Source organism: Flavobacterium sp. 245 (genome assembly GCF_004362055.1).
Lineage (GTDB): Bacteria > Bacteroidota > Bacteroidia > Flavobacteriales > Flavobacteriaceae > Flavobacterium.
Genome location: NZ_SNXB01000006.1, coordinates 38,679 through 60,975 on the forward strand (window position 1 = coordinate 38,679; position 22,297 = coordinate 60,975).

Genomic DNA, 22,297 nt, shown 5'->3' on the forward strand with positions numbered 1-22,297 from the left:
AAATATAAGCATTATTTCGAAGTGTTGTTTTACCAATTTGTTACCAGAAAGTGAATTGCAAAAAAAAAGGTGTAATGAATTTCTCATTACACCTTGATATTTAGTTAAAACCGAGTTTTACTCTTGATTTAAATTTCGAAGCTGTTTCAATTTATCTTTCCATACGTCAAGGCTTTCCTTGTGAATCGCAATGTTTTTGCGCACTTCAAGAACGATTGAATTTTCTTTTTTAGCATTTTTAGTATTTGTAAAAAACTGAATATTGTTTTCTAATTGGAAAATTTCATTTTGAACTTCTTCAATTTTACGCATTATAAAGATTTTTTCATTGTCTATTTTGCGCGTATCATTACTTTCAGATAAAGTGTCAAGTCGGTTTGAAAAACGCATCATTTCACTTTCTTTTTTGCTCAAACTTAATTTTTCAAAAAGAGCATCTAGAATTTTGTTGAATTTCCCTTCGATATGACGTCTTGAAAAAGGAACTTTTCCATATCCTTTCCAGATTTCAATATGCTGTTTTATGGCATCTAAATCGGTTTTATGATCGCCAGTAAGCTGGTAAGCTCTCAAGATGTCTAAGTAAGCTTTTTTGTTGTCAAAAGCAGTTACTTCGTCTTGATTTTCTTCAGATTTATGTTCTTTTAATTTATCAAAATAATGGTTGCAGGCATCTTTGAATTCTTTCCAGATTTTATCTGAATATTTTTTAGGAACATGGCCAATTTGTTTCCATTCTTCCTGAATCTGCTTCATGATCGGTGTAGTACTGTTAAAATCAATACTCTCCTGCAATTCTTTAGCTTTGGCAACCAAAGCCATTTTTTTATTTAAATTGTCGTTTTGATCTTTTTTGATGTCTTTGTAAAACGAGTTTTTAAATGCATTGAAATTTCTTACTGCTGTTTTAAAAGAAGACCAAGTTTCTTCATTTACATCTGAAGGCACTTTTCCTGCTGCAAAAAACTCATTTCTAAGCGCTTCTACTTTTTGAATTTGTATAAGCCATTGTGAATGAGAATTAACTTTTTCAGTTCCTAAAACTTCAATTTTCCCAATGATTTCTTTTTTGATTTCAAGATTTTGCTGTTCATTAGCTCTTTGGCTTTCAAACAAAACTTCTCTCTTGTCATGTATTTTTTTGGTCAGTTCACTAAATTTATTCCAAATAACATCGCGGTGTTCTTTAGAAACTGGCCCAATATCTTCTTTCCAAATTCTGTGTAAATCTTGTAGCTCACGGAAGGCTTTGCTGATATCAGTTTCATTGGCTAATTCTTCAACGCGAGTGATGATTTTTTGTTTTTGTTCCAAATTATATTTGAAATCTAAATCTCTCGCTTCGCGGTCTAAATGCAGATAATCATAAAAATTTTCTACATGAAAATGATAATTATTCCAAACGTGATTGTATTTGTCTTTTGGAATTGCTCCGGCATTTTTCCATCTTTCTCTTAAATCATTAAAATGTTTAAGGGTATCTTTGATGTTTTCCTGCGGATTGATAAGTTCTTTTAATTCCTCAACAATTGCAAGTCTGTTTTCTAAATTTGTTTTTAGATTGCTTTGCAAATGCTTAAAATGCACATTTCTTTTTTCTCTGAAAACATTATAATATTCGTCAAATTTAGATTTTAGTGGAGAATGGTATTCAAATTCTTCGTTTGGATCTTGTTTCGAAGCATTGAATTCTTCTTTTTTTTCTTCAATCAAGTGATTGTATTGCAGTAAAAATGACTTTTTAATTTCTTCAATATGATCTTTTACAGACATTACTTTGTCTGTTTGAATCAGTTTTCTTAATTCATCTACAAGCGCATCTAATGAAAAGGTGTCATAATCCTGCATAGGAATATCATGGCGCTCTTTCAGCGTTTCATCTTCACTTTCTTCTGCATTAGAATTTGTAATAGCATCTAGCGCATCTTGATGATCGTCTTCTTCGGTGTTGGTTGTAGTTTCTGCTAGTGTTTCTGTTTCAGAAACTGGATTTTCAGCAGTTGTTTCCGTAACCAATGTTTCATCAATTGCGTTTTCTTGAATAGAATCAGTAATGTCGATTCCTAATTTTCCGTCTGCTTCGTGCAGGTTATCATTCTTTTCTTCTAACATCTTAAATGTATAAGGTTTGTACTTTAAACAGTGCGAAAGATAGTAAAGGTGTTTCTAAATACAAAATAAATCCCTTGTTTATGCTTTATTTTACGATGAAATTCTTATTCTTTACTCTGTTTTGTAAGTATGATATGTTAAATTTTACTTTTTCTTTGAATGAAGTATAAATTTTAATTTCTTATAATTTTTAGAAAAAGAGATAAAAAACGACACTGAAGGCTTGAATTTATTGTATATCTAAAACTAAAACAAAATTATTAACCCCATTTCAATCCCGAAATTATATGATTTTTCGCCACCAAATGCAACGCTGGGATGTACGTATGCTAAATTAGTTGGTGTAATTTTTCGTCCAAATTCTAAAAATGCATTATTTTGAAAGCCATCCAAAACATAATTGTATCTAAGACCAACGTCTGTTGCGAGCCAGTTTTTTCCAAAAAACCATAAAAAATTATTTTCAAGAAGTGTTACGCTAACATCGCTTCTGTTGCTTGAGCCTGCAAAACTCTGGGAGTGCTCAACAGTAGCAATCCATAAAAACTTCTTCTGTTTAAAGTATCTAGCATAAAAACCTGCTGGAATAACAACCCATTTCCCAGTTCCAAAACTTGGATCGGCTGCTGAATTTGAAATTATTCTAGTTCTGAAAGCAAAACCTTCGTTTTTCTTGAAATACGGAATGTAACTAATTCCAGCACCAACATCACCAAGTCCGGTTTGATTGATGGAATTCGAATTAGTTGAAATTAAAGGAAGATCAAATCGAAGATTCCAGGATTTGTTTCCAACTGGGTGCAAAACACGTAAATTAGTAGTGTTGAAAGAACCGTTTTTTGTGTCTAAATATTCATTAAAAAGTAAAATAGTTTTTAAAAAATAATTAAAACGAGGTTCATTAAATGGGCCATCTGTTCTGTTAATATCTTCATCTTGTGCTTTAGCAGCAATTGAAATTAAAAAAAATATGCAGAAGTAAAGTATTGATTTTTTCATAACTGTCTACAAATGAGTAGACTAATTTACGAAAATTACTTTAACATTTTACAGTGAGGGCTTTTTTATTTGTTCCAGATTTTCCAAGCTTTTTCAGCCTGAAAAATTAACATATCATATCCGTTTTTAATAATAGCACCTCTTTCCTTAGCATTTTTTAAAAATTGCGTTTCAGCAGGATTATAAATTAAATCGTAGGCAATATGTTTATCAGTAAAAAACTCGTAAGGCAGTTCAGGACAGGCTTCAATATTTGGGCTTGTTCCTACTGGTGTACAATTGATTATAATTTGAAAATTATCAAAAGTAGTGGCGTTGATTAAATTATAATCGATTATGTTTTCTTTGGCCTCGCGGGAAACGAAAGTGTACGGAATATCTAATTCTTCTAGAGCAAAGGCAACACCTTTTGAGGCACCGCCAGTTCCTAAAATCAAAGCTTTTTTATGATGTGGCTCTAATAGTGGTTTTAATGATTTTTTAAAACCGTAATAATCAGTATTGTATCCCTTTAATTTTCCGTTTTTTGTAAATTTGATTGTATTTACCGCGCCAATTAAAGTTGCTTTTCGTGATAGTTTGTCTAAAAAAGGAATAACCTGCTCTTTATACGGAATCGTAACATTTAAGCCTTTCAAATCTGGATTGTTTTTTAATAATCCGGTAAGGTGATTGATTTCAGCAATATCGAAATTTTCGTAGCTGTTGCCGGCGAAAATCTCATTATTGAATTTTTCTGTAAAATAACCTTTTGAAAATGAGTAACTAATATTACGGCCTAACAAGCCAAAACGCCTTTTTAAAATTCCTATCATTCTTATTTTCTGTGTTTTTCGATGTAATTTTTAACTGTCTTTTTTGTCCATACAACAGGAAACAAATCTTCGATTAAGATATAATTGTCGAAGTTTAAGCGTAAACCATTACTTAAATGAAATTTTGCTTTTGTAGTGTCCTGAATCATGAAATACAATCCTGCCAAACGATATTCAATTTCATTTTCTTCTGGAAAATATTCTGATGCCTGCAATAAAGTTTGAATAGCACTTTCGAATTCACCCAGAAACTGAAGAATATCAGTCCAAAATAACCATGTATCTAGAGCGTAATCTCCAAATTCTACAGCTTTACGGTATCCAAATTCAGCTTCTTCAAAAAAGTTCATTTGTTTGTTTATTGTTGCATAACGCTTCCAATATAAACGATTTTGATTGTCAATTGCCAACGCTTTGTTTACAAAAAACAGCGCTTTCTGGAAATTTTTCTGACGAACATAAAAGTCAGTGATTGCAATCCATCCTTTGTCTAAAAGCGGATCTTCATGAACGGTCTGATTGTAATATTGAAGTGCTTTTATCGCATTTCCAAGTTTTTCATAACATTTCCCAATACGCAATAATGCATAGGAAGTCGCGTCATCAAGCTCGATTGTACGATTGTAGCTTTCAATAGCTTCATTGTATTTTTTAAGTCGTTCATAAGCTTTTGCTTTTTCCATAAACGCGCCCAAAAATTCATCATCAATCAGTGTTGCATAGTCAAAAGCGCGAATTGCGGCTTCATATTCTTTTACGCCATAATGCAGGCGTCCAAGCTGATGCCAGGCAATTTCACTATACGGATTTCTGTTGATGTATTCGTTTAGATAAACAATCGCTTCCTGATTTTGGTCCAAAAATTCAAAACAGTAAACCACGTTATACAACGCCGACTGATCTTCTAAATCTTCTTCAAGACATTTGATAAAACTGTCTTTTGCCATTTCGAGATTATCCATAAACAGATATTCCATTCCAATCAAGTTGTACACATCAGCGTAGTCATCAGTATATTGCAGAGCAATTTTTAATAATTCTACAGCTTTCTCGTGCTGATCTCTTTTAGAACAGATATTGGCTTTCTGGATATAAATCTCTTCGTTATTAGGTTCAATTGCATACAACTCATTCAAAAGCTTTTCAGCAATGTCGAGTTTGTCGTCATAAACCAGCATTTCTACTTGTACTAATTTTAAGCCTGTAGATTTTGGATGCTGATCTAATGCAAGTTTTAAGGCCTTTTTTGCTAAATTAGCCTTGCCTATATCTAAATAATGAAGAATGATTTCCTCGAATTCTTCAGAATCAAAAAAGAGTACTTTGTTAGTTTTTAACATCGACTCAAATTTAGATAGGGATAGGTTATAATCTTCTTCTTCGTTGCTTAATTGCATACTTTCTCTATTTGAAATTAGCCTGTTATAAATTTAGGCAACCATATAATTGTTGTAAGGAAAGTGAATTAATTGTTTTGAACAATTTAATTAACAATATATGATGTTTTTTATTCGGTTTTGGGAAGAAATCTCCTTTATTATAAAGGGATAAGCTTCGTTTTTAATTCTTTTTTGATTGTAACCGAAATTTTAACCGATTATCAATTTGCTGTTTAATATGCTGTAAGCTGGTTCTGGAAGAAAAAATACTTGAAATATAGTTTTAAAATCTATTTTTTGTTTTTCGATATAATTTCGTCCATAACTTCTAAAATTATAGCACAGCCTTCTTTAATTTCATCTTCTGAAATAGTCAATGGAGGAGTAATTCTAATGGCACATCCTTCAAATAAAAGCCAGAATAATATCAAGCCTCTGTCTTGGCAATTTAAAATGACTTCGTTGGTAATTTCAGCTGATTCTGTCATGGCAGCCAGCATTAATCCTTTTCCTCTAACTTCTGTTATCAAAGGATGTACCAAAAGTGATCTGAAGAGTTTTTCTTTCTCCAGCGTTTCTGCCATTAAATTTGTTTCAGTTAATTCCTGCAAAGTAGCTAAGCAGGCTGACGCAATGACAGGATGGCCTCCAAAAGTGGTAATATGTCCTAATTTTGGATTCTCGGTCAATAGATCCATTTTCTCTGATGATGCGGTAAAAGCTCCAACAGGCATTCCGCCTCCCATGCCTTTTCCCATAACAACAATATCCGGAATCACATCATAGTTTTGAAAACCAAAAAGTTTTCCAGTTCTTCCAAAACCGGGCTGAATTTCATCAACAATCATCATAGCGCCCACTTCATCACAACGTTTACGCACTTTTTGCAGATAATTATCGTGTGGCTGAATAAATCCAGCGCCGCCCTGAATTGTTTCTAAAAGAATCGCTGCTGTTCTGGTTGTTATTTTTTGTAAATCTTTTTCGTTATTGAAAGTTACAAAATCTACATCTGGAAGCAAAGGTCTAAAGGCCTGCTTGCGTTCTTCAAATCCCATAACACTCATAGAACCCATTGTGTTTCCGTGATAAGCATTGTGGCATGAAATAAGCTGACTGCGTCCTGTGGTTCTTTTTGCCAATTTTAAGGCGCCTTCAATTGCTTCGGTACCTGAATTTACTAAATAGGTTTTATTTAAAGGTTCAGGAAGGAGCGAGGCTAATAATTTGCAGTACTGAACAGAAGGACTTTGCGAATATTCTCCGTAAACCATTACATGCGAATATTTGTCAAGCTGGTCTTTTATTGCGTGATTTACACGAGGATGCTGATGCCCAAGTGTACACGCAGAAACACCCGCTACAAAATCTAAATATTTCTTGTCGTTTGTGTCGTAAATGTAAGAGCCGATGGCGTGAGAAACTTCCATTCCTAAAGGATAAGGAGAGGTTTGTGCCTGATATTTTATAAAATCTGGATTCATTTTTTAAAGGTGCTAAGTAGCAAAGGTACTAAGGTTCTAAGGTTTTAATTTTAGGCTTAGGTTAAGTTTTGTAAACTGAAAACTGTGAATGACAACTATTTCTTCTTAGGTTTCGCCTCCGTTTTTACTGCCGGTTTCTTCTTGTCGTAATTCAAAGTCTCTTTCCTGACTTTCATCGGGATATTTTTATCTTTTTCTTCTTGATCTTTTCCTTCTTTGACTAATTTGTCATTGAGTTCATTATCTTCCTCAGTAAAAATATCATCTTTCGATTTTATTCGTTCATCACCGCGCCAGTTCATACCTCTTAGTTTACGGGCATTTTCGGGCAAATCGGCTTCAGGATATAAATCCCCGTCAACGTTATTGAAAAGAGTAATTTTTTCAATTAAATTGTTTTCTAAAACCAAATTAATTTTACTGCTCACACTTTTATTAATCCCAACAAGTTCGTTTTGGTCATTTCGGCTGTAATAAATTACCTCAGTATTTTTGATTATATCAACATCATGAAGTTTTCCGTCTATGAATTTCCCAAATAAATTGAGTCCTTTTACTTGATTAAAACCAGTTCCTAATGTATCCCGAGAGATTAGAAAGGTATTGTTAAGCACTTTTAAAGAATCTATTTTTTTAGTAGTATTGTTTCCAATTAAATGCATGACATCACCAGTAATTTGACTTTCTCCATTCCATAAAATCGGATTTCCTATCAATTTTGTCAAGGCGGTTTTAGAATTAGAATGAATAGAATCGCATTTACCGCTCATATCTGTTTTATAGAAACGAACATTGTTGAAAGCTCTTAAAATTCGTTCGCCTTCTTTTCTGGTGACCAGTAATTTTTTCCCGTGAATATACACCGAATCATTTTCTACAAGATTAACTGCGACGGCTCTTTTGGTAACAAACATCGAATCTTTCAGTTTGAAAATTTCGGCATAATGTCCTTTTACGATACCGCGATTTATAGAATCGGTTATTTTAACATTTCTTGTCGCCGATGCAAATTCGGTATTTCTGTTATAATATAAACTGTCGCCTTCTATACGCCGATCATCATATTTGATGTACGATTTTCTAAGAAAATGCGCGAGGTTCTTCTTCGTGTCATAAAAACCTTTTTCGGTATAAATGTAATTGGCTTTGCTGGTAATTGTTGAAGGACCAAGTAGATAAGTGTGTCCCGAATTACTGTAATAATCCAAATGATTTGATTTAATTACATATTTTGGGTTTGTAATAGTTACTTCTGTTAAAAATTGAAACTTCTTTTCGGCCACAAAGTATCTTCCAGATTTGCTTACTAAAGTATTGTCTTTATTGACAATTGTTCCTTTTGTATTGTAAAAAACCTGCTGAACATTTCGGTCAAAATTAATTGTATCTGTCTGTAAAGTAGCGTCTGGCGAAGTCATCACGGCATCTCCGGTTGCAAAAGCTTTTTTTAGATTTCCGTTATATTCAGCATACTTGCTGTTTAAGTATAAAGTATCACCTTGAACCAATTGTACATTTCCAAAAGCCTTTAAATAATTTTCTTTCTGAAAAAAATAAGCTTTGTTGCAAGTCAAAACTACTCCGTCGTGATTTATTTTTACATTTCCGCTCAATAAAAGCGCATCTGGCGCTAATTCCTGATTGACATCAGAAAAATCAGAGTTCTCAATAATTATTTTTTTAGTTCCAGGCTTATTTTTTGATGCCTGCGCAAAACCAAATTGCACAGTTAGTAACATCAGACAAAAAGATATGAAAAAGAGTGATTTCTTCAATTGATTAAATTTTTGTCAAATTTATGAAAAAGGATACAACCTTATAATGTTATTAGGATTAATTTATATTTTTAGGTTCGGAGGTACAAAGAGGCAAAGTATCAGAGTTTATAATTGATTTATTTTACACTTTTAATGATATTTTAAAAGCCTTTGTCCCTTCGCAGTTCTGAATCTTTAATTTATTAACAAAAGATCCTACTCTCACGTTGTAGTTCACTATTTTGACCTCAATTTAGAATAATATGAAGTCAGTTTTATTCCTTTTCTAAAAATTAAACTAAATTTAGAAAATGGTTTTGGATGTTGATTTTTATTCTGAAATCTCAAAAAAGAAAGATTAAAGAGCGAATATGATAAATAAACGATTTTTTGCTGCAGGAATTGCAGCAAGTATGCTTTTTTCGGCATGTAAAACACAAGATTTAAAAATGAGTACGGCTAAAGAAGAAAATCCTGCAACTAAGAAAGTTGTAGTTTATCAAGTTTTTACACGATTATTTGGGAACAAGAACGCGACAAACAAACCTTGGGGTACAATAGAAGAAAACGGCGTTGGAAAGTTTAATGATTTTACAGACAAAGCGCTTCATGAAATTAAAGATCTTGGTGTAACTTATATTTGGTATACTGGCGTTCCTCATCATGCATTGGTTCGTGACTATACGGCAATTGGAATTTCAAACGATGATCCGGAAGTTGTAAAAGGACGTGCCGGCTCACCTTACGCGGTAAAAGATTATTATAGTGTAAATCCTGATTTGGCAGAGAATCCAGCAAACAGATTGCAGGAATTTGAAGCCCTGATTGATCGTACGCATAAAGCTGACTTAAAGTTGATTATTGACATTGTGCCAAATCATATTGCGAGAAAATATGAAGGAAAAAATAATCCTGAAGGTGTAAGCGATTTTGGTGCCAATGATGATGTAACTGTTGAATACAAGCGAGATAATAACTTCTATTATATACCAAATATTTCTTTTGAAATTCCGGATGGTGATATTCCTTTAAATGGAGAAAAAAATCCTCTTGTTGATGGGAAATTTCGAGAAAACCCTGCAAAGTGGACAGGGAATGGTTCACGAAAAGCAAAACCAGATCAAAACGACTGGTATGAAACGGTAAAAGTCAATTATGGAATTCGTCCAGATGGTTCAAAAGATTTTCCTGAACTTCCAGCAGGATTTGATCAGAAATCTTATAAAGAACATTTTGCTTTTTGGCAAGACAAAGATGTTCCAGATTCTTGGAAAAAATTTAAATCTATTGCACTTTATTGGACAGCAAAGGGCGTAGATGGTTTTCGATATGATATGGCCGAAATGGTTCCGTATGAATTTTGGAGTTACATGAATTCGGCAATCAAAATGAAAAATCCAGATGCATTTTTATTGGCCGAGGTTTATAATCCAAATGAATATCGAAATTACATTCGTTTAGGGAAAATGGATTATTTGTACGATAAAGTAGAAACGTATGATAAACTGAAAGATGTTATTAGAGGGAAATCTTCGCCAGATGGCTTGTCTGACATTCAAAAAGGAATGGCAGATATTGAACATCATATGCTTCATTTTTTAGATAATCACGATGAACAGCGCTTGGCCAGTCCTGAATTTGCAGGAAGTCCGGAACGCGGAAAACCTTTAATGGTCGTTTCGACTACGATAAGTACGTCACCAACAATGATTTATTTTGGACAAGAAGTAGGAGAGGCAGGAAATGAAGATGCTGGTTTTGGAAAACGCTCGAGAACTTCAATTTTTGATTATATTGGAGTTCCAAATCATCAAAGATGGATGAATGAAGGAAAATTTGATGGCGGGAAATTATCTGATTCTGAAAGAAATTTGCGTGATTTCTACAAGCGATTGTTGAACTTCTCAATTAACAGCACGGCTTTAATGGGAAGTTTTCAGGAAATTCAATCTGTAAATCGTCAAAATAATACAGGATATGATGAGTTGATTTATTCTTATGTTCGTTGGTCTGAAAAACAAAAATTGATTGTCATAGCTAATTTTTCTTCTGATAAAACAAGCGAATTCGAATTAAAAGTTCCTGCTGAAGTTATTTCAAAATGGAAACTGAAAGACGGTTCTTATGTGCTTATTGATAAATTATATTCTGAAAGTAAAACCTATTTTACAGTTAAGAATGGAGAAGGCGTAGCAAGAGTTAAGATAAAACCTTCGGAGTCATTCATTTATGAAGTAAACTGATAGAACTAGGGAATATATAAATGTGAAAAACTTGCTTAGAATTACGGATTCTGAGCAAGTTTTTGGTTTTTAGATGGCTATTAAAAGTGATAAAATTTCTTTAATTGAAAATTGAGCACCACAAACAAATTCATCCGAAGCACCATAATAAATTGTAAGTGTATCCCTATCAGGTTCAATTATATGGCCGTTTGTAAATACAACATTCCCGAAAAAACCGCTTAATTCATAATCTGTTGTCGGAAACATAATTGGATCTTCAGTTCTGGAAATTATTTTAGAAGGATCATTCAGGTCCATCAAAAAAGCGCCTAAACAGTATTGATGCTGTTCGTTAGCACCATGATAAATTTCCAGCCAGCCTTTTTCTGTTTTTATAGGTGCAGCTCCAGCACCTACTCGTTTGCTGTCCCAAAGATTTTTTCGGGTCTTAATAATGCATTTATGATTTCCCCAATGAATAGCATCTGGAGAGGATGCGATCCAGATATAATTTCCTCCAATATCAACACTGCTTGGGCGGTGCAATGCATAAAATAGGCCGTTTATTTTTTCTTCAAAAATGGCGCAATCTTTATTATGAGGCGGTAAAATCATTCCGTGTTTTTGAAAAACTTTCCAGTCAGAAGTAGTACGTAATCCAACACCAACACCATTTTTTGACACAGAGGTAAATGTCAGGTAATATTTTCCTTCAATTAAAGAAACGCGGCAATCTTCAATTCCAAAAGTTTCCAGAATTCCTTCGCCAACCAGATGCGGATAGTTTTCAGGTTCATAAAAATTACGACCGTCATCACTGCATAACAGTCTGATGTGTGATAATGTTGTTAAATAGTCATTTCCTTGATAATTGATAACCCGTGCATCAGTTGCAATTAGTTCGGGATGATCTTGTAGAATTTCGATAATTTCAATAGTGCCAAATTCCGTTAAAATTGGAAAAGAAATTATGCTTTCAATCTGTTTGGGTCTTTCAGCAACCCTAACTGCCAGCCATATTTTATTTTGAAACTGAAAAACTCCCGGATTCAGGAGGCAAGTAATTTCTAGTCCTTCACGGCTTGCAGGTATATCTGACGGCGATAACAGCGGATTTTCTATAAAACGATGGGCAATATCTTTCATGTCTTTTAAATCAGAACATTAAGATACAAAAAAAGCTGATACTTATTTTGTATCAGCTTTTTTAAAATTATACTTTTTTGACTTTCTTTAAAGCCTCTTTGTAATATTCGTTTGCTTTTTCCCAATTGATATGTTTGTAAAAAGCATCTATATAACTTCCTTTTCTGTTTTGATAATCAAGATAATAAGCGTGTTCCCATAAATCGATTCCTAAAATAGGAGTTCCCGGAATCAAGGCATTTTTCATTAAAGGATTATCCTGATTGTCTGTAGTTGTTATCTGCAGTTTTCCGTATCGATCCACAACAAGCCAAACCCATCCAGAACCAAATTGTTTTTCTGCCTGAGCTTTAAACTGATTTGTCAAATTGTTAAAAGAACCAAATTCTTTATTTATAGATCCAGCAAGTGTATCTTTTGGAGTTTGTTCTTTTGGAGTCAAAAGGTTAAAATATAGGGTATGATTATAATATCCTCCCGCATTTTGACGAAGTTTTGCGTTACTGAGATCCATCTTCTTTAAAATATCTTCAAGAGGCATGTTTTCATACTCCGTTGAAACAATTTCTTTGTTTAGGTTATTTGTATAACTAACATAATGCTTAGAATAATGTGTTTCAAGGGTAAGAGAACGAATATCTGGTGCTAGACCATCGTAGCCAAAGGATAGTTTTGTAAGTCCAAATGAACCTGCTTCAATCGTAACTTCATCAGGAGTACCAATAGTAATTTTTTCTTCTTTCGTTGGCAAAGGCACTTCAACAACTTCAGTAAGTTTATTACTGTCATTACACGAAAATAATACGAAAAATGAAGCCAAAATGCCAAAACGAGTAATGTTTTTCTTCATAATGTAATTTATTTTGATGTTAGTGAATTGATGATTTCGATATAACTTTCTTTTGCTTCTTCACTCGAAATATGACTAATTTGCATCCATGCATTTGTTTTAAAGGCATCTCTTAAATCAAAATTCTGAGATTGATTATAGACCGCTGTACCAAAAGTGGCTTGTTTGTAATACGCATAAAGACGCAGCTGCACATCTTGAGGCAGTGAGGCCTGTGTCATTTTCAAAGCAATTTCAACAGCCTCCGTGAAACGAGTATCTAAATCTTTTTCAGCCATTTAAGCCTTCGTAGCTATGATTGTTTTTCCGCCAATTGCTTTTTGGCCTAAAACCACATCAATTGGAGTACCTAAAGGTAAAAATAAATCTACTCTCGAACCAAATTTAATAAAACCGGCATCAGTTCCTTGAACTACCTGCATTCCTTCTTTAGCATAGTTTACAATTCTTCGTGCCAAAGCTCCAGCAATTTGTCTGTAAAGAACTGCTCCAAAAGTATCGTTTTCGATTACTACTGTAGTTCTTTCGTTTTCTTCACTAGCTTTTGGGTGCCACGCTACCAAAAATTTTCCAGGATGATATTTACTGAATTTTATAATTCCGTCCATAGCGTAGCGAGTTACGTGAACGTTTATTGGCGACATGAAGATAGAAACCTGTAAACGTTTATCTTTAAAAAATTCACCTTCATAAACTTCTTCGATCACCACAACTTTTCCATCAACTGGTGCAAGTATGTGATCGCTGTTGCGAATTGCAATTCTTTTCGGGTTTCTAAAAAATTGTAAAATAATAATCAAAACTACTACGCCAGCAATTTGAACAAGCATTCTCAGCCAGGCAATATCAATAAATTTGTCAGCAATAAGCAGTACAGCAACAGCAAAAATAGTACCTAGTAAAATGGATGGTCCTCCTTCTTTATGAAACATAATATAAAATTTGATAAAATAAAAATATAATTGGTGCTACAAATATAACACTATCTAAGCGATCTAAAATACCTCCGTGTCCTGGCATAATTGAACCACTGTCTTTTACGCCGGCAATTCGTTTAAATTTGGACTCGATTAAATCTCCAATTGTACCAAAAATGCTCACAATTACAGCAATGATGGTCCAGATTAAAATTGATTTATTGCTAAATTCAGGAGTTGGCTGAATGTATAATTTTGATATTAAAAAACCAGCAAAAGCAGCAAAAACAGCACCACCTAAAAAGCCTTCAATTGTTTTTTTAGGAGAAACGCGTTCGAATAATTTATGTTTTCCCATTGATTTTCCAACCAAATAAGCAAAAGTATCGTTGGTCCATATTAGAATGAATAATCCAAGAATAATTTTCGGATTATAATCATTGGTTCCAAATGAAATTTTCACAATAAAAACAAAAGGAAGCGTAATATAGCCTAATAAATATAAATATTTAGAAGAAGTACTTATTTTTTGAACTGAGTCGTAAAACAAAAACAGTATGCATTTTATGGATACAACCAGCGTAACAGCAAGTAAAATTAAGTCTAATTGCTTGATATTTATGGTTATATCAAGATTTGAGCTGAATGTGCTATTTAAATAATCAGTAGTTTGCTTGTTGTAATGACTGATCATTATAATGACAGAAAATAAAAGCGTTCCGAATAAAATTGAAAAAATTTTATTCAGGCTGACTAAGTTGGAAAATTCATAAATTGTAATAATTAGGAAAATGCCAAAAAGTATAATAAAGCTTTCGGTAGAAAACAGAATAGAGGTAAGCAGCAAAGCGATATAAACAGCACCAGAAATGGTTCTCTTCAGTGTTTCGTTCATCTTAAAGATCTTCTAGAAGCAGTAAATAAAGATTTTTTGCAACACTTCCGTATTGAGTAAAATCTTCTTCTTTAGCCTTTTCGAAATATTTTATAGTGGTAATGTTGGTTGGATAGTCTCTTTCGTATTTGCGTTTAATTGCGCTTAACCCATCACTTTTCATTGGCAGAATTTGGCTTGTAGTGGCAATTATGACAATGTTTGCAGGAAGTTCGTTTGGTTTGTCTTGTCTTATTTGTTTAGAAGAAAATAAAATTGAACCTTCATCGGCAATTAAATTTTCACAGGAAGCCAATAAAAATTTAGGCGCTTTAGGTGAAACATGAGGCAGTTTGTTTTCTTCTAATAAATGAAAAAGACCAGGTTCGTAACACAAAACTTCATTTTCAAACCAATCATTTTCTTCTAAAATATTTTCAAATTGTTCAGCAACTTCTTGTGTGTTTTCACAATACAAAAATTTACCGCCATTTTTCTTGAAATTGAAAATGAATTGTTCGTCTATAGATAAATGACTATTCTGAATAGGATTTCCTCCATATTCGCTTTCATTTTCTTCATCTGAAGCGGCATCACTCGAACCAAATATTTTTTTGAAAAAATTCATTTTTATATGAAATACTTTACATGTTAATTGAAAACGTTCAAAGATAAAAAAATCTTAATTCAAAAGGCTATTTTGAATTAAGATTTTAAAAAATATTACATATTTCTGAATTATTTACGAAACCACTTCTTCCAGATTTTTGTCAAAAGTGCGTTTTCCGAAAATAGTTTCTAAGTCATCTTTAAAAATAACTTCTTTTTCGATTAAAATATCTGCAAGCTGATTTAACTTGTCTTTATTGTCTTCAAGAATTTGAATAGCTCTTTGGTATTGTCCTTCAATTAATTCTGAGATTTCAGCATCGATAATTTTTGCCGTTTCGTCAGAATATGGTTTAGAGAAGTTGTATTCGCTTTGTCCGCTTGAATCGTAATAGGTAACATTCCCGATTTTATCATTCAAACCGTAAATGGTTACCATAGCACGGGCTTGGCGTGTTACTTTTTCTAAATCGCTCAAAGCACCAGTCGAAATTCTGTCAAAAGTTACTTTTTCAGCAGCTCTTCCGCCCATCGTAGCACACATTTCGTCTAGCATTTGGTCAGTTCTTACGATTTGTCTTTCTTCTGGCAAGTACCAAGCTGCTCCTAAACTTTGTCCGCGAGGAACAATTGTTACTTTAATAAGTGGTGCAGCATGCTCTAACATCCAGCTTACGGTAGCGTGACCCGCTTCGTGAATTGCAATTGCTCTTTTCTCTTCTGGAGTAATAATTTTATTTTTCTTTTCAAGACCACCAATGATTCTGTCAACAGCATCAAGGAAATCCTGTTTGTCAACTGCAGTTTTATTGTTACGAGCGGCAATTAAAGCAGCTTCGTTACAAACATTAGCAATATCAGCGCCAGAGAAACCTGGAGTTTGTTTTGCTAAGAAATCAAGATCAAGACCTTCAACTTTTTTAATTGGTTTTAAGTGAACTTGGAAAATTTCAGCTCTTTCGCGAATGTCTGGCAAGTCAACAAAAATTTGTCTGTCAAAACGTCCAGCACGCATTAAAGCTTTGTCAAGAACATCTGCTCTATTTGTTGCTGCTAAAACAATTACGTTTGAGTTAGTACCAAAACCATCCATTTCTGTCAATAATTGGTTCAACGTATTTTCTCTCTCGTCGTTTCCGCCAGACATATTGCTTTTTCCTCTTGCTCTACCAACAGCATCAATCTCATCGATGAAAATGATTGCAGGAGATTTTTCTTTTGCCTGTTTGAATAAATCACGTACACGTGACGCACCAACACCAACAAACATTTCAACGAAATCAGAACCTGACAATGAGAAGAATGGTACTTGAGCTTCACCAGCAACTGCTTTTGCAAGTAATGTTTTACCCGTTCCTGGAGGTCCTACAAGTAAAGCTCCTTTTGGAATTTTACCTCCCAAGTTGGTATATTTTTCAGGGTTTTTAAGGAATTCTACAATTTCCTGAATTTCCTCTTTTGCACCTTCTAGACCTGCAACATCTTTGAATGTTGTTTTGATATCTGTTTTTTCGTCAAAAAGTTTCGCTTTTGATTTTCCAATATTAAAAATCTGTCCACCTCCGCCAGCGCCTCCGCCAGACATTTTACGCATAATGAAAATCCATACACCAATAATAATGATGATAGGAAGCAGGCTGATTAAGATATCGCTCCAATTGTTTTTTTGAAGAAAATTGAAATCTTTTAATTTTCCTTCACCAACTGCTTTTTCAAGTTTAGTCTGGAAAATTTGATCGTTACCAATTTCTAAAGTATAGTGTGGTCCTTTGTTAGGATTTTTAAAAATATCTTTAGAAACTTTTTCATTCGCTTTATCTTTAAGTGCGGCAGGAGTAAGGTATACTTCAGCTTCAGCTTTATTATAAACGATTACTTTTTCAATTTGACCTTTTTCTAATAATGTATTGAATTTAGAAGAAGTCAATTGAGCAGGTTCGCTTAAGTTAGATCCTCCGGTTGCAAAACTTATAAATAAAAAAACTAAAAGTATTGCGGTATATATTAACCAAGGACTTATTTTAAATTTATTCGGATTTGGATTATTATCTTTAGCCATTAGAAAAATTTTTCTTTAGTATTTGTTTTCGATTGTAGTTATTTTGGCGTCACCCCAAAGGCTTTCGATATTATAGTATTCACGAATGTGTTTCTGGAAAACATGTACCACGATATGCACATAATCCATCAGAACCCATTCTGCGTTGTCGGTTCCTTCTACGTGCCAAGGTTTATCTTTTAAGTCTTTAGATACTGTTTTTTGAATAGAGTTTACGATGGCGTTAACTTGGGTGTTTGAAGATCCATTGCATATGACAAAATAGTCACATACAGCCGTATCTATTTCTCTTAAGTCAAGAATATCGATATCATTTCCTTTTACTTCCTCAATCCCTTTGATTATGTTCGCCAATAGAACATCATTATTAATAGTCTTTTTCGCCATGAATTATTTTATATGAATTTGTAAAGTTACCAAATTTTGTGATTATTTTTGAACCTTAACAAAATATTAAATTAAGTTATTTAAATTACTTGAATGAAACTAATCAAACTCGATGCCATAGATTCTACAAATGACTTTCTTAAAGCGTTAGCAAGTCAGGATGAACTCGATAATTTTACCGTGGTAACGGCTGAAAATCAGACAAAAGGAAAAGGGCAAATGGGGGCGAAGTGGCAGTCAGAATCAGGTAAAAACTTAATTATGAGTGCCTTGGTAAAGGAATTTATTTATAATAACGAACAGGTATTTAATTTAAGCTTAATAGTCTCATTGAGTGTAATTGAAGTTTTAAAATCTTTAAATATTCCTGATTTAAGTATAAAATGGCCAAACGACATTATGTCATACAATAAAAAAATTGGTGGCATATTAATCGAAAATACCATCAAAAGTGATGGCAGAATCGTGTCAGTTGTCGGTTTGGGACTAAATGTCAATCAAACAAATTTTGATGAATTGCCAAATGCTTCTTCATTGGCAGTCATTTTAGGCAGTTCTATAAACAAAGATATTTTACCGGAATTGATTATCGAAAAAATAAAGCAAAAAATAGGTTCTTGGACTGTTTCGGCTTCCTTTTTTTGGGAAGATTATTTCAATTCGCTTTTCCGAAAAGGTGTTCCAATGCCTTTTAGAAATCTTGATCCTAATTCATCTGGACAAAATTTTATGGGAATAATCCAAGGTGTGTCTTCAATTGGAAAATTGCAGGTTTTACTTGAGGATGATTCGGTTTCAGAGTTTGATATTAAGGAAGTTCAGATGCTTTATTGAAAAAGGTTCTGAGATACTGAGTTGCTAAGGTTCTAAGTTTTTTTAACTTGGATTAACTATTGTTTTTGCTTTCGGCTCTATTTTTCTGTTCCAGTAAATGATATAAAAGGTTCCTAGAATTGAAGGAGTGATCCAAGCAATTAAACTGCCAATTCCTAGTCCGGCTACAATATATGCTGTAATTGAGGCTATTAAAGCGCCAACCATTTTTCCAATATGTTTTGAGAGCCAATTTCTATTAGTTTCTGAAAAGTTTCTGTAAAAGATAAAATCTTTAGCGGTCATAAATAGGCCAAATCCGCCAAAAAAAGTAAATAATATTCCGTTTGTAATGTTGTTTAACTGGCAGTACAAACCAATTGAAATCATAATTACAGAAAAGAATAGCATAGTTCCTGAGATTATCTTGTCTAATAAGTCGGCTTTTGGTTTAGTTTTAAAACTTAACGCTCTGTTTCCAGAAATAACAAGGTAAATAGTAAATAAGCCAATTAAGAATAGAAATATATTTTGATGTTTTGGCATCCAGCAAATCGGCAGTGAAATTAGAGAACTAGTTATCATCCCGATAGAGAACAGTTTTCCCATTCTTTTATGAAGTTTTCCGCCTTTTTTGACAATAACACTTCCAATTCCTGTAATCAGTCCAATTCCGCCAAAAAAAGCATGAATGTAAATTAAAATCTTAATAGCTGGTTCCATTTTGATATGTTTTAGTTTGATGATTCAAACTTCGATCAATATTTCAACGGAGAATAATTTTTGTTTCTGAACTGTTCCTTTTTGAGGATGAAATGTTTTTTGTGAAAGTTTCTGAGTAGCTAAGGTTCTAAGGTTTTAAATTAACATGACAAAAAAAGTCCAATCGAACGATTGGACTTTTCATTTATAATTCACAATTAATAATGGTACATTATTAAAGTTTAGTCATATTATTTGCTAGAGTTTCAATAAACTTGCTGATTGGCCCTTTGATCATCATTGCCATCATAGCGTTGAATTCACCCTCAAAAAATAATTGAACAGCACTTTCTGAATCAGAAACACTGTCAATATTTGAAGTCAAAGTAAACGGAAGTTTATCACTTGCAGCGCCTAAAACAATTTTGTTTGGAGCCACTTTATCTTTCATTTTTAATTTGATTTCCGGCATACCTTTTAATCCAAAAATAAAAGCATCTTCGCCAATTACTTCAAATTTAGCGATATTATCCGGCATTAATTTTTCAAAATTCTTAACATCAGTCAATTGATCAAATAAATCTTGAGCTGATTTCTGAACAGTAACTTTTGGACTTTCTAAGTTCATATTGTGTTTTTTGTTTTTGTTTTTGTTTTTTTACCGCAAAGAACGCAAGGTTTTTTTCTTTACTAGGACTTTATAAACGCTAAGTTCGCAAAGCTGAAACTTTAAATAAATTCCAAAAGGAGCAAAGCTACTTTTAGAAATCTAAAATTAATCCTGTCCCCAAGTCGATGGGCTCACGCTCCATTCTTGCAAGGTAGATTGCTGTTCTTCTGTTATATATTGTTTTTGAACCGCTAAATCCAATAGATTTTCATAGTTGCTCAAAGTATATAAATCAATATTAGCTTTTTTAAAGTTTTCTTCGGCAACGCCAAAGCCATATGTAAAAATCGCCGCCATACCTTTAATATTGGCACCTTCATTGCGCAAAGCTTCAACAGCTAATAAACTGCTGTTTCCAGTACTAATTAAATCTTCGACAACCACAACATTTTGACCTTTTTGTAAAAAACCTTCAACTTGGTTTTGTCTTCCATGTTTTTTTGCTTCCGGACGCACATATACAAATGGCAATCCAAGACTTTCGGCAACAAGAATACCAATTCCAATCGCACCAGTAGCGACACCGGCAATTACGTCAGGTTTTCCAAATTGCTTTTCAATATTCTTCGCAAACTCATCACGAACATAGTTTCGGATGATCGGAAATGAAAGAATTAACCTATTATCGCAGTAAATAGGAGATTTCCAACCAGAAGCCCATGTAAAAGGATTTTCGGGATTCAATTTAATTGCATTTATTTGCAAAAGCAATTCGGCTGTTTTTTCGGCAGTATCTTTATTAAAAATCATAGTACAAATGTATAAAGTTTTTGTGAACGACAAACCACTTTTTTTGACAAATGAAATCTCACGTGAAACAGATTTTCAATTGTTCTTGTTAGAAAGTATTGATATCGAACAGCTTATTATAAAAATTTTTCAAAATAAAATTCAAAAAGCTATTCTTTATCATCCTGACGAAAGTGAAATTATGAAAACCCTGAAAGCCAAAATTCCGGTAAATAAAGCCGGCGGAGGTTTTGTGTACAATAAAAAAGGCGAGGTTTTATTTATCTTCAGAAACGGAAAATGGGATCTTCCAAAGGGCGGTATCGAGAAAGGCGAGGATATTGAAGTTACCGCAATGCGTGAAGTCGAAGAAGAAACTGGCGTAAACAAATTGCGTATCATTAATAAACTTCAAAAAACCTATCATATTTTTAAACGCAACGGAAAATACAAACTTAAAATCACACATTGGTTTGAAATGCAGTCTGATTTTGAAGGAATTCCGCACGGACAAATTGAAGAAGGAATCGAAAAAGTAGCTTGGCTTAATCCTGAGCAAATTAAAGAGGCCTTAAAAAACTCCTACGAAAATATTAAACTGCTTTTTGAAGAGGAGAATAAAATTTCCGTAGAAGAATAGATAATCTAGATCTTAAAATAAAAAATCAAGAAGCTAGATCAAATATTTTTAGCTTCTTAGAACTTTATTTATACGTATATGAAATCTCAGTTCGCAAATTAACATCTACGATTCCGTTAGTTGTTGACGTATATAATATAGTTTGTTTCTCCATTTGATTTTTATCATTTAAACTATAATTAAACGTTGAATTTATGATCTGTGTATGGTCGTTCGGATTTATCGGATCCGCATAAGTAGACTTATGTTCTGAAATCAAATTTTCAGAAAGCCCAATCAAAATTGAATTGCCGGGGTGTATACTACTTAAAAAACTATTGAGCTTCCATTCTTTTCCAAAAACGAATTGATTGTATTGAAGTTCATTTTTTAAATTACTGTATTTGTATTTTGTGGAAGTACCTTTAACATTTTTATCAAACAAAGAAGTCTCTGTCAGATTACCATTTTCAAACGTATAAACATAACTATAATTGCTATTTATTTCATGTTCTTTAACGATGTTTTGATTTGCATCAAGCAGGAATTCAGTTGTTTGCGAGTTTCCTGATTCATAAGTAATCGTGCAAAGTATTTTATCCGAAAAATAAGTAAAGGTATATTTAGCCGTACTCAAATCAGGATTAACATTACCCGGAATCTTGTTATATTCAATAATTCGGCCTTTATCGTCGTAGATGTATGTTGTTGTTCTTAAAATTAATCCTACGTCCCAATTTTCTATTACTTTAGAAACTAATCCTTTATCATTATAAGTGTATTCATCACGATATCCCGGACTTTCATATTCAATGTTGACCAATTTATTATCGGCAAAATGGAACGTTTTATGCCTCCATAATTCATTATCCAGATACTGATTCTCCTGAATACTAACAAGATCGGTTTTATTTTCTGAACTGCCTAATTCTTCATTCGAACATGAAATCATAGAAAGTCCAACAAGTAATAGCACTATTTTTTTCATTTTACTTTTTGTTTTCGTTATATTTTATAAGTACAAAAAGCTTGAAAAGGTTGCGTTGCGGTTGAAGACTAAAATTTGAAGTTTAAAAATTTGGGCGTGCCAGTATTTACAAAAAGACCCAATCAACTTTGCGTTCATTGGGTCTTTTTGTAAATACTGTCGG

The 22,297-nt window shown here is 33.1% G+C and carries 21 protein-coding genes; 3 read left to right on the plus strand and 18 right to left on the minus strand.

Annotated elements, in window-relative coordinates:
• Positions 1–117 precede the first annotated feature (117 nt).
• From EV145_RS13075 to EV145_RS13100, 6 genes are all read right to left on the minus strand, one after another.
• The gene (locus tag EV145_RS13075) at positions 118–2,112 is read right to left on the minus strand and encodes a DUF349 domain-containing protein (RefSeq protein WP_133525646.1); all 1,995 of its coding nucleotides are present in this window, start codon (positions 2,110–2,112) and stop codon (positions 118–120) included.
• Positions 2,113–2,358: 246 nt separating this feature from the next.
• Positions 2,359–3,111, minus strand: coding sequence for a lipid A phosphoethanolamine transferase (locus tag EV145_RS13080; protein ID WP_133525647.1), 753 nt, complete (start codon positions 3,109–3,111; stop codon positions 2,359–2,361).
• A gap of 65 nt (positions 3,112–3,176) precedes the next feature.
• Complete coding sequence (locus tag EV145_RS13085; protein WP_133525648.1) at positions 3,177–3,926, minus strand: shikimate dehydrogenase family protein; 750 nt, start codon at positions 3,924–3,926, stop codon at positions 3,177–3,179.
• A 2-nt stretch (positions 3,927–3,928) separates the two neighbouring features.
• A complete protein-coding gene (locus tag EV145_RS13090) occupies positions 3,929–5,323 on the minus strand; it encodes a tetratricopeptide repeat protein (RefSeq protein ID WP_133525649.1) in 1,395 nt (464 codons plus the stop codon).
• Positions 5,324–5,595: 272 nt separating this feature from the next.
• Positions 5,596–6,789 carry an aspartate aminotransferase family protein gene (locus EV145_RS13095; protein ID WP_133525650.1) on the minus strand — a complete coding sequence of 398 codons (1,194 nt, stop codon included), beginning with the start codon at positions 6,787–6,789 and terminating at the stop codon, positions 5,596–5,598.
• A 95-nt stretch (positions 6,790–6,884) separates the two neighbouring features.
• On the minus strand, positions 6,885–8,528 hold the full coding sequence (locus EV145_RS13100) for an OstA-like protein (protein WP_133525651.1): 1,644 nt from the start codon (positions 8,526–8,528) through the stop codon (positions 6,885–6,887).
• A gap of 389 nt (positions 8,529–8,917) precedes the next feature.
• On the opposite strand from EV145_RS13100, the gene EV145_RS13105 reads away from it, so the two are divergent.
• Positions 8,918–10,789, plus strand: a complete 1,872-nt coding sequence (locus EV145_RS13105; protein ID WP_133525652.1) for an alpha-amylase family glycosyl hydrolase — start codon at positions 8,918–8,920, stop codon at positions 10,787–10,789.
• A 69-nt stretch (positions 10,790–10,858) separates the two neighbouring features.
• Here the strand turns inward: EV145_RS13105 and EV145_RS13110 are convergent, their stop codons facing one another.
• The 8 genes from EV145_RS13110 to rsfS form a co-directional block, all read right to left on the minus strand.
• A complete protein-coding gene (locus tag EV145_RS13110; RefSeq protein WP_133525653.1) occupies positions 10,859–11,917 on the minus strand; it encodes a glycoside hydrolase family 130 protein in 1,059 nt (352 codons plus the stop codon).
• 67 nt (positions 11,918–11,984) lie between these two features.
• On the minus strand, positions 11,985–12,767 hold the full coding sequence (locus EV145_RS13115; protein WP_133525654.1) for a superoxide dismutase: 783 nt from the start codon (positions 12,765–12,767) through the stop codon (positions 11,985–11,987).
• A gap of 8 nt (positions 12,768–12,775) precedes the next feature.
• Positions 12,776–13,045: an acyl-CoA-binding protein gene (locus EV145_RS13120; protein WP_133525655.1), complete on the minus strand. Its 270-nt coding sequence runs from the start codon at positions 13,043–13,045 to the stop codon at positions 12,776–12,778.
• Positions 13,046–13,699 (minus strand): phosphatidylserine decarboxylase family protein, encoded by a 654-nt coding sequence (locus EV145_RS13125; RefSeq protein WP_133525656.1) that lies wholly within the window; start codon positions 13,697–13,699, stop codon positions 13,046–13,048. It abuts the gene before it with no gap.
• Positions 13,689–14,579: a phosphatidate cytidylyltransferase gene (locus EV145_RS13130; RefSeq protein ID WP_133525657.1), complete on the minus strand. Its 891-nt coding sequence runs from the start codon at positions 14,577–14,579 to the stop codon at positions 13,689–13,691. The genes EV145_RS13125 and EV145_RS13130 overlap by 11 nt, the downstream gene beginning before the upstream one ends.
• 1 nt (position 14,580) lies before the next feature.
• On the minus strand, positions 14,581–15,186 hold the full coding sequence (locus tag EV145_RS13135; protein ID WP_133525658.1) for a lactate utilization protein B/C: 606 nt from the start codon (positions 15,184–15,186) through the stop codon (positions 14,581–14,583).
• 114 nt (positions 15,187–15,300) lie between these two features.
• Positions 15,301–17,226: an ATP-dependent zinc metalloprotease FtsH gene (ftsH, locus tag EV145_RS13140; RefSeq protein WP_133525659.1), complete on the minus strand. Its 1,926-nt coding sequence runs from the start codon at positions 17,224–17,226 to the stop codon at positions 15,301–15,303.
• Between the two features lie 15 nt (positions 17,227–17,241).
• Positions 17,242–17,613: a ribosome silencing factor gene (gene rsfS / locus EV145_RS13145; protein WP_007809313.1), complete on the minus strand. Its 372-nt coding sequence runs from the start codon at positions 17,611–17,613 to the stop codon at positions 17,242–17,244.
• 93 nt (positions 17,614–17,706) lie between these two features.
• Between rsfS and EV145_RS13150 the strand changes: the two genes are divergently transcribed.
• Positions 17,707–18,447 carry a biotin--[acetyl-CoA-carboxylase] ligase gene (locus EV145_RS13150; RefSeq protein ID WP_133525660.1) on the plus strand — a complete coding sequence of 247 codons (741 nt, stop codon included), beginning with the start codon at positions 17,707–17,709 and terminating at the stop codon, positions 18,445–18,447.
• Between the two features lie 42 nt (positions 18,448–18,489).
• Here the strand turns inward: EV145_RS13150 and EV145_RS13155 are convergent, their stop codons facing one another.
• The 3 genes from EV145_RS13155 to pyrE form a co-directional block, all read right to left on the minus strand.
• Complete coding sequence (locus tag EV145_RS13155) at positions 18,490–19,149, minus strand: hypothetical protein (protein ID WP_133525661.1); 660 nt, start codon at positions 19,147–19,149, stop codon at positions 18,490–18,492.
• 214 nt (positions 19,150–19,363) lie between these two features.
• Positions 19,364–19,756 carry an SRPBCC family protein gene (locus tag EV145_RS13160; protein ID WP_133525662.1) on the minus strand — a complete coding sequence of 131 codons (393 nt, stop codon included), beginning with the start codon at positions 19,754–19,756 and terminating at the stop codon, positions 19,364–19,366.
• A 147-nt stretch (positions 19,757–19,903) separates the two neighbouring features.
• Positions 19,904–20,548 (minus strand): orotate phosphoribosyltransferase, encoded by a 645-nt coding sequence (pyrE, locus tag EV145_RS13165; protein WP_133525663.1) that lies wholly within the window; start codon positions 20,546–20,548, stop codon positions 19,904–19,906.
• Between the two features lie 7 nt (positions 20,549–20,555).
• Between pyrE and EV145_RS13170 the strand changes: the two genes are divergently transcribed.
• Complete coding sequence (locus EV145_RS13170) at positions 20,556–21,167, plus strand: NUDIX hydrolase (RefSeq protein ID WP_133525664.1); 612 nt, start codon at positions 20,556–20,558, stop codon at positions 21,165–21,167.
• Positions 21,168–21,231: 64 nt separating this feature from the next.
• Here the strand turns inward: EV145_RS13170 and EV145_RS13175 are convergent, their stop codons facing one another.
• The gene (locus EV145_RS13175; RefSeq protein WP_133525665.1) at positions 21,232–22,134 is read right to left on the minus strand and encodes a hypothetical protein; all 903 of its coding nucleotides are present in this window, start codon (positions 22,132–22,134) and stop codon (positions 21,232–21,234) included.
• Positions 22,135–22,297 lie beyond the last annotated feature (163 nt).